The organism is Pseudomonas sp. GW822-FHT03F04, from assembly GCF_058801405.1.
On the sequence record NZ_JBXANF010000003.1, the window covers coordinates 619,722 to 631,225 of the forward strand.

At 62.0% G+C, this 11,504-nt stretch carries 9 protein-coding genes; all 9 read right to left on the reverse strand.

Annotated features, from left to right (window positions below; all coding sequences use genetic code 11):
* Window positions 1-8: 8 nt before the first annotated feature.
* Window positions 9-1,544 (reverse strand): MFS transporter, encoded by a 1,536-nt coding sequence (locus tag AC1RMX_RS09430; protein ID WP_493071593.1) that lies wholly within the window; start codon window positions 1,542-1,544, stop codon window positions 9-11.
* A gap of 102 nt (window positions 1,545-1,646) precedes the next feature.
* The gene (locus AC1RMX_RS09435) at window positions 1,647-2,564 is read right to left on the reverse strand and encodes a LysR family transcriptional regulator (protein ID WP_011331856.1); all 918 of its coding nucleotides are present in this window, start codon (window positions 2,562-2,564) and stop codon (window positions 1,647-1,649) included.
* 58 nt (window positions 2,565-2,622) lie between these two features.
* Window positions 2,623-3,489, reverse strand: a complete 867-nt coding sequence (locus tag AC1RMX_RS09440) for an ABC transporter permease (RefSeq protein ID WP_493071595.1) — start codon at window positions 3,487-3,489, stop codon at window positions 2,623-2,625.
* 20 nt (window positions 3,490-3,509) lie between these two features.
* Window positions 3,510-4,370 (reverse strand): ABC transporter ATP-binding protein, encoded by an 861-nt coding sequence (locus AC1RMX_RS09445; protein ID WP_085712610.1) that lies wholly within the window; start codon window positions 4,368-4,370, stop codon window positions 3,510-3,512.
* Window positions 4,371-4,375: 5 nt separating this feature from the next.
* A complete protein-coding gene (locus tag AC1RMX_RS09450; protein WP_096823034.1) occupies window positions 4,376-5,401 on the reverse strand; it encodes an ABC transporter substrate-binding protein in 1,026 nt (341 codons plus the stop codon).
* An 18-nt stretch (window positions 5,402-5,419) separates the two neighbouring features.
* On the reverse strand, window positions 5,420-6,316 hold the full coding sequence (locus tag AC1RMX_RS09455) for a TauD/TfdA dioxygenase family protein (RefSeq protein WP_493071597.1): 897 nt from the start codon (window positions 6,314-6,316) through the stop codon (window positions 5,420-5,422).
* Window positions 6,317-6,603: 287 nt separating this feature from the next.
* Window positions 6,604-7,971, reverse strand: coding sequence for an HlyD family type I secretion periplasmic adaptor subunit (locus AC1RMX_RS09460; RefSeq protein WP_096823036.1), 1,368 nt, complete (start codon window positions 7,969-7,971; stop codon window positions 6,604-6,606).
* Window positions 7,961-10,117, reverse strand: a complete 2,157-nt coding sequence (locus AC1RMX_RS09465; RefSeq protein ID WP_096823037.1) for a type I secretion system permease/ATPase — start codon at window positions 10,115-10,117, stop codon at window positions 7,961-7,963. The genes AC1RMX_RS09460 and AC1RMX_RS09465 overlap by 11 nt, the downstream gene beginning before the upstream one ends.
* A gap of 34 nt (window positions 10,118-10,151) precedes the next feature.
* Window positions 10,152-11,504: a TolC family outer membrane protein gene (locus AC1RMX_RS09470; protein ID WP_493071599.1), complete on the reverse strand. Its 1,353-nt coding sequence runs from the start codon at window positions 11,502-11,504 to the stop codon at window positions 10,152-10,154.

The window sequence follows — 11,504 nt, forward strand, 5'->3', positions numbered from 1 at the left end:
TGTTCCAGTCAGGTCGGCGCGCGAGGCGGAAAGATCCGCGTCGGCAGCCAGAAAATCAGCAGGATCAGCGCCACCGCGACGCCAGCCATGCACAGATAAAGATCCGAAGAAGTCAGCACCACGGCCTGTTCGTGCAGGCGATGGGCGAGGCCCGGGTCGTTGCTCGCAGCCAGCGGCGAGTTGCCGAGGCGATCGACCAGCATCGTCGAGTGAAAATGCAGGCGCGAAGTGGTCAGCGCCTCGATGGCCCCGGTGGCGACCACCGCTGCCAGGCCTTTAACGGTGTTGAACCACGCCGACGCGAACGGCCCGTCCTGCGGCTGGATGCTGCCGGTCGACAGCATCAGCAATGGCAGCACCGCCATCGGCTGGCCGAAAATCTGCAGCCATTGCAGGACGTAGAAATCGTCGCGAATCCATTCCGAGGTCAGCTGCGAGCCACCCAGGCACGACAGCGTCAACATGCTCAAGCCGATGCCGAGCACCCAGCGACAATCAACCCAACGCAGGTTGCACAACGCCGCCACCAGCGGCAGCGCGATCAGTTGCGGCAACGCCGCGAGCAACATGATCGGCGCGGTCTGCACCGGCCGGTAACCCTGCACCTGAGCCAGATAACTCGATGGAATCAGCACCACCGCCAGCAAAACCACCAGCACCCCGGCCAGCGTCATCAGCGCAAACGACAGGTTGCGGATGCCGAGCATCTGCAACTTGAAAAACGGAATCGGCTGCGACCATTCATTGATCAGGAACGCCACCAGCAACAGTGAACCAGCGCCGAGCAAACCGCAGATCAGGTTCGACTCGAACCAGTCCAGACGATTGCCCTGCAACAGACCGATCACCAACATGCAGATCGCCGGAAACCCCAGCAACAGGCCTTTCCAGTTGAACGACTTGAAGCGCTCCAGACGCAGCGGATCCTGCGGCAGGCCGTACGCGACAGCGGCCATGGCGATCAGGCACGGCACGATGATTTGCCAGAACGTCCACTGCCAACCGGCGTACTCGGTCCACAACCCGGCCAGCGGCGTACCGAGACCCGGGCCAAACGTCGCGGTGAGGGCGTAACCGGCAAGGCCGTACAGTTTGATATTGGCCGGCAGAAACCGCAGGGCCACCGTCATCAGCATCGGCGGCAACGCGCCGCCGGCCAGGCCTTGCAGGATGCGCATCAGCAGCAGGCTTTCGTAGTTCGGGGCGAACGGACAGAGCACCCCGAGCAGGGTGAACACGCCGATGGCGCACAGGGTGAAGCGACGCAGAGAAAAGGTCACCGAGCACCACGGCGCGAACGCCATGGCCGCCACCGAAGTCGCGGTATAGCTGGCGACCAGCCAGGTGCCTTCGTCGTAGCCGATGCTCAGGGCGCCGCGAATGTCGGCCAAGGCGACCTTGGTCACCATCTCGTTGAGGCCCGACACCAGCACCGCCAGCAGTACGCCGACCAGGCCAATGATGATCCGGGCCCCGAACACCGGGGGCGCGGCGGCCATCGGAGCGGCAGCGGCAATCGGCGCCGTAACCGTCAGGGATGTCATGCAGGCAAACTCCGGAGGGAAAAATACCGGAGCATCTTAGTAAGGCTTAGAACTGACGAAAATTGACTTGTTGACAGCTTATAAGTGCGTCAGACGCAATCGTCAGGGCTGCGCCGCCAGCCAGGTTTCGTCGCAGCAGGTCTTGAGGGTTTCCCGCAGCCAGCGGTGGGCCGGGTCCTTGTCGAAACGCGGGTGCCAGGCCTGGGTCAGCATCAGCGTCGGCAACGGGATCGGCAGGTCGAACGAGCGCAGCTTCAATCCCAGTCGCCGCACGCTGAGCAGCGCTTCCTTGGGCACCGGCAGGATCAGGTCGGAGTCCGGCAGGGCGAACATCGCCGCGTGGAAACTTGGCGCGATCACCGCGACTCGCCGCTCCAGCCCCAAGGCATTCAAGGCGGTGTCGATAGGCCCACGGGCGATGCCCCGGCGGGACATGCTGATGTGGGAAAACCCGGCATAGCGTTCGGCGGTAATTTCGCCATCCAGCAGCGGATGATCCTCGCGCACCAGACCGACGAAGTGGGTGGAAAACAGGTTCTGCACTTTGACTTCCGGGGTCACCGGACGCGTGTTGCTGACACTCAGGTCGATTCGCCCTTCGCGCAAGGCTTCATCGTCGCCGTCACCCTCGGGAACGAAGCGCAATTCACAGTGCGGCGCCAGTTGATCCAAGGTGTCGAACAGCTTGCCGCCGTACACGCCGACGAAAAAATCGTTGGCGCGAATACTGAAGCGCCGACGCAGGGTGCCTAGTTCCACCGCATCGGCCGAGCGAAACAGCAGCGCCGCCTGCTCGACCACATCGCGCACCTGTTCGCGCAGTTCCAGCGCCTTGGGCGTCGGCACCAGACCCCGGCCGGCACGCACCAGAATCGGATCACCAATGGCTTCGCGGATTCGCGTCAGCGTACGGCTCATGGCTGCCGGGCTGAGGTTCATCCGCCGCGCGGCGCCGACCACGCTGCCCTCGTCGAGCAAGGCGTCGAGGGCGACCAACAGGTTCATGTCCGGGAGTTGCATGCTGAGCACTCGTGACCGATCAGGATTGATTCGCACGCAATGCTAGCAGATCAGAAAATCAGCGCTGCATTCCCCAGCGTTTCACCGTCACCCGCTCCAGCGTGTCGAACACCAGGTTCTCCACCAGCAGACCGATGAGGATCACCACAGCCAGACCGGCAAACACCTTGTCGGTATACAGCTCGTTGCGGTTCTGGAAGATGTACCAGCCCAGGCCACCCTTGCCGCTGGTGGCACCGAACACCAGTTCGGCGGCGATCAGGGTACGCCAGGCGAAGGCCCAGCCGATTTTCAGACCGGCGAGGATCGACGGCAGCGCCGCCGGAATCAGGATGAACAGCACAAAGCGCATGCCCTTCAAACCGTAGTTGCGCCCCGCCATGCGCAGGGTTTCCGAGACGCCGAGAAACCCGGCGTAAGTATTCAGCGCCAGCGCCCACAACACCGAATGCACCAGCACGAAAATCAGGCTGTTCTGGCCCAGGCCGAACCACAGCAACGCCAGCGGCAACAGCGCAATCGCCGGCAACGGGTTGAACATCGAAGTCAGGGTACTCAGCAGGTCCCGGCCGAATTGGGTCGAAACCGCCAGCGTGGTCAGGGCGAAGGCCAGGACGATGCCAATCAGGTAACCCTTGAGCAGCACCATCAGCGAGATCCACACCTTGCCCAGTAGTTCGCCGCTGAGCAGGCCGTCGTACAGCGCATGACTGGTCTGCAAAAAGCTCGGCAGCAACAGATCATTGTTCTGCACGCGGGCCACCACTTCCCAGAGCACCGCGAGCAGAATCAGGATCACGCTTTTGCGCAGCCAGCCCTGCTGCCACAGGCGCTGGCCCAGCGGTAGTTCGCGCTCCACCGGGACGCTGGTCAGCGGCTGCAAATCAATTTCGAATTCTTGACGTACGGATGATGAATGGCTCATCGGGCGATCCTCCGGGTGGCTCAATAAGCGATGCGAATGTCGTTGAAATCGTGCTCGCGCTCGGTTTCCGGCGACTGCCCTTCATCGAACAGCAGCCGATGAATGCGCCGCGCCGATTCCTGGAACGCCACGCCGCCGAGGCTTTGCAGATCGTATTGATGACTGTGCACTTCCGCCCTCACCCGCCCCGGATGCGGCGACAGCAGCAGGATGCGATTGCCGACCACCAGCGCTTCTTCAATCGAGTGAGTGACGAACAGCAAGGTGAAACGCACCTCCTCCCAGAGCAGCAGCAATTCCTCCTGCATCTTGCGCCGGGTCAGGGCATCCAGCGCAGCGAATGGCTCGTCCATCAGCAGGATTTTCGGCTGCATCGCCAGCGCCCGGGCAATCGCCACCCGCGCCTTCATGCCGCCGGACAAGGTGTGCGGATAGGCATCGGCGAACGCCGCCAGACCGACTTTTTCCAGATAATGCAGGGCGCGCTCCTCGGCTTCCTTTTTCTTCAAGGTGCGCGAGGCCAGCAGCGGAAACATCACGTTCTGTTTGACGGTTTTCCACGGTGGCAGTTGATCGAACTCCTGAAACACCACGATCCGGTCCGGCCCCGGCGCGTCGACGCGCTGGCCTTGCAGACGGATCTCGCCCTCGCACGGCGCAATGAACCCGGCGACGGCTTTGAGCAATGTCGACTTGCCGCAGCCGGACGGGCCGAGCAACACGAAGCGGTCCTGTTGATCGACTTCGAAACTGACTTGGTGGGTAGCACGCACGACGCGTTGCGGCGTGCGGTATTCGAGGCTGACCTGGTCGACCGCCAACAGCGCCTGCGCCGTGGCGATCGGGTTGCTGGCCGCGTGGCCTTGCAAGGGGGCGTTCATGTCGATCAGCTCCCTTGCAGCGGTTTGGCGTCCTGGAAGAAGTAGTCCTTCCACGATTCAGGTTTGTTCTTGATCGCGCCGACGCGATAGAGGAATTCGGCCAGCGGGTAGGTGTTTTTCGGCGTGACGCTGAATTCGAACTGCGGGTTGTCGATGATTTTCAGCAGTTCGGCGCGGTCGATCTTGGCCTTGGTCACGCGGATATAGGTGTCCGCCGCCGCGCCTTTATCGTTCTGCGCAAATTGCGCGGCTTCAGTCAGGGCTTCAACGAACGCCTTGTAGGTCTTCGGGTTGTCGTTGCGGAATTTCTCGGTGGCAAACAGCACGGTCGGCGAGTTCGGCCCGAGCACGTCATAGGAGTTGAGCACCACGTGCACGTTCGGGTTCTGCAGCGCCTGATCCTGGAATGGCGGATTAGAGAAATGCCCGGTCAGCTCGGTGCCGCCGGCGATCAACGCAGCGGTGGCGTCCGGGTGCGGGACGGCGATGGTGTACTTGTCGAGGCGATTGAATTCCTTATCGCCCCACTGCTTGGCGGCCGCGTATTGCAGGAAACGCGACTGCACCGACACCCCGACCGCCGGCACCGCGATGCGATCCTTCTCGGTGAAGTCGGCGATGGTCTTGACCTTTGGATTGTTGCTGACGAGGTAATACGGGAAGTTGCCCAGCGAGGCCACGGCCTTGACGTTCTGCTTGCCATGGGTGCGATCCCAGATGGTCAGCAACGGCCCGACGCCAGCGCCGGCAATGTCGATGGAACCGGAAAGCAGCGCATCATTGACCGCCGCGCCACCCGACAACTGAGTCCAGTCGACCTTGATGTCGAGCCCTTCCTGCTTGCCGTACTTCTCGATCAGTCCCTGATCGCGCACCACATTGAGCAATAAATAGACAATGCCGAACTGTTCGGCGATGCGGATTTCACCTTCGGCGTGGGCCACGGTCGGCGCCACCAGGCTGCCGGCGATCAGGCTGAAACCGAGGCCGATGGCCGCCGCCAGCGGCGCAAATGGAAGACGTTTGGACATGATCGGATCTCCGGCAAATCAGAAAGGCGCGTCGCCCTGGATGGTGGTGCGATACAACTTGCGGCGCAGGTGCGCAGGGCAACCGGCGGCAAGGTGGATCAGCGAACGGTTGTCCCAGAACACCAGGTCGTGGGGCTGCCATTGATGGCGATAGATGTTCTGCGGCAGCACGCTGTGGGCGTAGAGCTCGTCGAGCAGTTGTTTGCTCTCGTCCTCCGGCAGGCCGACGATGCGGGTGGTGAAGCCTTCGCTGACGAACAACGCCTTGCGGCCGTTTTCCGGGTGGGTGCGGACCACCGGGTGCACGACCTCGGCGACCTGGGCCAATTGCTCCGGGGTCAGGGTCGGGCGCCAGTTGCCTTCGAATTTGGTTTCGCTGTAACGCGCGGTGTAGGAATGCGCGGCCGAACGGCCTTCGACGGCTTTGCGCAGCGCGTCGGGCAGGCTGTCCCAGGCTTTGTGCATGTCGGCGAACAGGGTGTCGCCGCCTTCGGACGGCAGCTCCTGGGCGTGCAGCATCGAGCCGAGGCTCGGCAGCTCTTTATAGGAGAGGTCCGAGTGCCAGAATTTGCCGGCATCACCGAGGCCGATGTTCTGGCCGTTCTCGACGATGTTGGAAACGATGAGGATTTCCGGGTGATTGGCCAGCAGGAACTGCTTGAGCACATGGATCTGCAACACGCCGAAGCGGCGGCTGAAGTCGATCTGCTGTTGCGGGGTGATGCGCTGGTCGCGGAACACCACCACGTGGTGATCGAGGTGCGCGCGGTGAATGCGGACGAAATCCTGGTCGTTGACTGGACGGGTCAGGTCGAGGCCGATGATTTCGGCGCCGACGGCACCGCTGAACGGGCGGATCTCGAAGGTTTGCGGCGCGACAGTCGCGGCGCTTGGGGTAGCAGTAGCTGCGGACATCAATCAATCTCCCACGCATGGCACGCTCAAGGGCGCGCGCGTCGATCAGAAACTCACGCTGGATTGCGTGTGGGTTCGTGTCGTGCGGCGCGCCGATTGGTCGGCAGGTACGCAGGAGGTCGACTTTATAGCTATAAGAAGCGTAATTTAAATACCGTTAGCGAATAACGATATGGCAATTGCTTAGGAATGGACTGGATGGTGAGTGACCATTTGTGTCACTTCTGGACGGGATGTGTTGTTGCGACGGACGCCTTCGCGAGTCCCGCGAAGGCGTCCGTGAAGATTTACCGTTCGTGCAGCGCCTCGGCCCGAGCCCGGATGATCGGTTTGAGCAGGTAGCTCAGCACGGTCTTCTTGCCGGTGATGATATCCACCGACGCCACCATCCCCGGGATGATCAGCAACGGCTTCTCGTCAGTGCCGAGATGGCTGCGATCGGTGCGCAGCTTGATGATGTAGTAGGTGGTTTTCTTGTCTTCGTCGGTGATGGTGTCGGCACCGATTTGCTCGAGCTTGGCCTTCAGACCACCGTAGATGGTGTAGTCATACGCGGTGAATTTCACCGTGGCTTCCTGGCCCGGATGCAGGAACGCGATGTCCTGCGGACGGATCTTCGCTTCGACCAGCAAGGTGTCATCCAGCGGCACGATTTCCAGCAAATCGCTGCCCGGCTGGATCACGCCGCCGATGGTGTTGACCAGCATCTTGTTGACGATGCCGCGCACCGGCGAGGTGACGAGCGTCCGGCTGACCCGGTCTTCCAGCGCCTTGCCGGTGGCCTGGGCCTTGTTCAGGTCGGTGCGGGCCTCGTTGAGCTGAGTCAGGGCTTCGCTGCGGAATTTGCCGCGAGTTTCGTCGATCTTGCGCTGCACTTCCTTGATCGCCGATTCGGCACGCGGGATCGCCAGTGTGGTGGCGTCGAGCTGACCACGGGTTTCCACTTCGGCACGCTTGAGTCGCAGCACTTCCACCGGCGACACCGCGCCCTGGGCCACGAGCGGCTCGGACATGTTGATTTCCTGGCGTTGCAGGCCGAGTTGCTGGCGGTACTGCGCCTGCTTCGAGGTGAACTCGCGCAGTTCTTGCTGACGCTGGATCAACTGCTCCTGCAAGCCGCCGACTTCATCGTGCAATTGCTGACGACGGCTGACGTACAGCGATTCTTCGCTCTTGGCCTGACCCGGCACGGCTTTGAGCACGTCCTCCGGGAAATTCAGCGGACGGTCATCGACTTCGGCGCTCAGGCGCTCGACCCGCAGCAGCATCGACAAGCGATCGGCTTCGGTTTCGCCGACGTTGGAAGCGAATCGCGTGTCGTCCAGGCGAACCAGCGGTGCGCCGGCTTCGACAATCTGGCCTTCCTTGACGAACAGCTCGGAGACGATACCGCCCTCGAGGTTCTGGATTTTCTGGATCTTCGACGATGGAATCGCCTTGCCGTCGCCCTTGGTCACTTCGTCGATGACGGCGAAATTGGCCCACAGCATCAGGAACACGAAGAAACCGATGATCGCCCAGATCGTCAGCCGCACCACACGCGGTGCGTCCTCGATCAAGGCCTTGTTGACCTCCGGCAGCGGCTGGCCCTGCAGCGAGGCAGAGCCTTTGAAGTAGCGACGGATCGAATCCTTGAAACCCGATTTAAGCAACACTGATCTGCCCCTTCTTCAACGCTTCCATCACGGCGGCTTTCGGGCCATCGGCGAGAATCTGCCCGCGGTCGATCACCAGCAGACGATCCACCAGCGACAGCAGCGACGCCCGGTGCGTCACCAGCACCACGGTCTTGTTTTCAACGACTGCAGCCAGGCGTTGCTTGAGGCGTTCTTCGCCAGTGTTGTCCATGGCGCTGGTCGGTTCGTCGAGCAGCAGGATCGGCGGGTTGAGCAACAGCGCCCGGGCCAGGGCGACGTTCTGCCGCTGGCCGCCGGACAGGTTCTGCCCGCGCTCGCCGACTTGCAGTTCATAACCCTGCGGATGCAGGCGGGCGAATTCATGCACGCCGGCCAGTTCGGCGGCTTGCAGCACCAGCTCGTCCTCGACGTAACGGGCGCCGGAAATCAGGTTGTCACGCAGGGTGCCGGCCAGCAGCTGGATGTCCTGCGGCACGTAGCCGATGTTGTAGCGCAACTCGCTGACGTCGATCTGGCGGATATCGACGCCGTCCACCAGCAACGCGCCGTCGTCCGGCTGATACAGGCCGACCAGCAGTTTGGCCAGCGAGCTCTTGCCCGAGCCGCTGCGGCCGATGATGCCGATCTTCTCGCCGGGACGGATCACCAGGTTGATGTTTTTCAGCGCCGGGTTCTGTTGATCCGGGTAGGTGAAGTTGAGCTGACGGCATTCAATGGCACCTTGCAGCACCTTGCGGCTCAGCGGGCGCTCTTCGAAATTGCGCTCCTGCGGCAGCTCCATCATCTGGTCGACCGAGGTCATGGTCACCCGCGCCTGCTGGTAACGAGTCAGCAGACCGGACAGCGACGCCAGCGGGCTCAGTGCGCGGCCACTGAGCATGTAGCAGGCGATCAGGCCGCCCATGCTCAGGTTGCCGGCGATGATCTGGTACACGCCGAAGACGATCATGATCACCCCGGCCAGTTGCTGGATCAGCAGGGTGATGTTCATTGCCAGGCCGGAGAGCATTTTCACCCGCAGCTCGAGACGGCTGAGGGTGCCGATGGTTTGCTCCCACTGATACTGGCGTTCGCTTTCGGCGTTGTTGACCTTCACCGCGTCGAGGCCGGCGAGGGTTTCGATCAGGCTCGACTGACGCTCGGCGCCCAGCGCCATGGTGCGCTCCATGGTTGCCACCAGCGGTTTTTGCAGTGCGTAGCCGATCAGCAGCGCAATCGGGAAGGCCAGCACCGGAATCCACACCAGATGCCCGCCGAGAATCGCGATGACGATGAAGATCAGGAGGGTGAACGGCAGGTCGATCAGGCTGGTCAGGGTCAGCGAGGCGAGGAAGTCGCGCAGGCTCTGGAACTCATGGATGTTCTGGGCAAAGCTGCCGACCCGCGCCGGGCGGTATTTCATGGCCATGCCGACAATGCGTTCGAACAGCGTGGCGGAGATGATCAGGTCGGTTTTCTTGCCGGCCAGATCCAGGCACAGGCTGCGCAGGCTCTTGAGGATCAGGTCGAAAATGTAGGCACCAGTGATGCCCAGCGCGAGGACCCACAGGGTCGCTTCGGCCTGGTTCGGCACCACGCGGTCGTAGACGTTCATCACGAACAGCGGCGCGGCCATGGCGATGATGTTGATCAGGAAACTGGCGGCGATGGCGTCGACGTACAGCCAGCGCGAGCGCTTGAGGGTGTCGCGGAACCACGAGCGTGCACGCGGGATCAGCGTGCCATGGTTGACGTCGAATTTGTGCTGGGGTTGGGCGAAGAACACTTTGCCGAGGTAGTCGTCGGCCAGCAGCTCACGGTTGACGAGGGACTCGCCGCCGTCGGTTTCGCTGAGCAACACCCGGGCTTCGTTCTCACCCTGCCAGCCGAGCAGGACAGCGCTGCGACCATCCTTGAGCAGCAACAGCGCCGGCATGGCGATGGCTGGAATCTCTTCCAGCTTGCGTTGCAGCACCCGCCCCTGCAGCCCGGCGCGCGCCGCCGCACGGGGCAGCAGCTCGACACTCAGGCGTTGCTTGGGCAGCGGCAGACCGGTGGTCAGCATCGCCGCGCTGGCGGGTTTCTGGTGCAGCATGCAAAGGGCAAGCAGACCATCCAGTAACGGATCGTCGTGCAACGCGCGTGGATCATGACTGAGATGAACTCGACTGACTTCTGATTCCACGCTCGACACTCTTTAACAGTTGAAAAGGGACAACTCAATTCATCCCGGGCAGTTGGACCTTGGGCTTCACGTCGTTCTGCACAACGGATGCCATCGGTGCGACCACTCCCTGGCTCTTGAGCAACTCGCCCATGGTCGCCTTGATTCGGTACTGAGTAAATAACTGAATGTTTTTGATCTCGGCCAGACGGCGCGAAGCGGTGAACAGTTCGTTTTCACTGTCGAGCAAATCCAGCAGGGTTCGTTCGCCGAGGCTGAACTGACGCTGGTAAGCGGTGCGTACCGAGGTGCTGTGATCAACGTACTGCTGAGCGATCGGCACCTGGGCATTGGCGTTGTTCAAGGCGTTCCAGGCCAGGCCCAGTTCTTCGTTCAACTGACGCAGGGCGTTGTTGCGGATGTCCAGCGCCTGGTTCGACAGGTAGGACTTGGATTCCAGATCCGCCTTGTTGCTGCCACCGGAGTACAGGTTGAAGCGCATGCGCAGCATCGCCTGCCATTCATTGTTGTGACCGTTCTGGCCGTCGAGGTCGTTGTCGGCGGTGCGGCCCAGTTCGGCGTCGAAGCGTGGGTAGAAGGTCGACTTGGCGGTTTCGTACTGCTTCTCGGCAGCAGCGATGTCGGATTCGGCCGAGCGCAGGATCGGGCTGTTTTCCAGCATCTGCTGGCGCGCTTCATTAAGGTTGGCCGGCATCATCGCCATGAACGGCGCCGGACGCTCCAGTTGATCGGGCATCTGGCCGACGGCGCTGAGGAAGTTGGTTTCCGAGTCGGCGAGGTTGGTCTGCTCGGTCAGCAGATTGTTGCGGGCCTGGGCCATCCGCGCTTCGGCCTGGTCGAGGTCGGCACCGCTGCCGACGCCGCGCTGGGTGCGCAACTGGATCTGGTCGTAGATACGCTGGTGGCTCTTGAGGTTTTCCTCGGCCAGACGCACGAATTCGCGACGGGTCAACACGTCCAGGTAAACCTGGGCCACGGTCAGCGCGGTGCGTTCGGAGGTGCCCAGCAAGGAGTAGGCGCGGGAGTTGACGGTGGCTTGTTGACGCCCGACTTCGCTGGACGTCGCAAAACCGTCAAAAACCATTTGCGACAGGCGCACACTCGACTCGCCGCGGTTCAGGGATTCCCAGTGATTGCCGCCGCCGTTGGCACGGGTGGTGACGCTGTCGGTGCCTTCACGGCCATAACCGCCGAGCAGATCGACCTTGGGCAGGTATCCACCTTTGGCAGCCTTTAACTGATAATCCGCAGCCAATCGACTGTTGACCCCTGCCTGGATTTCCGGATGGACATCCAGTGCCTGTTGCATGGCTTCCGGTAAGGATTGTGCTTGTGCAAAAGAGGCGGCGAGAGCGAAGGGTAGAGCCTTGAGCAGGTGCGAACGCAT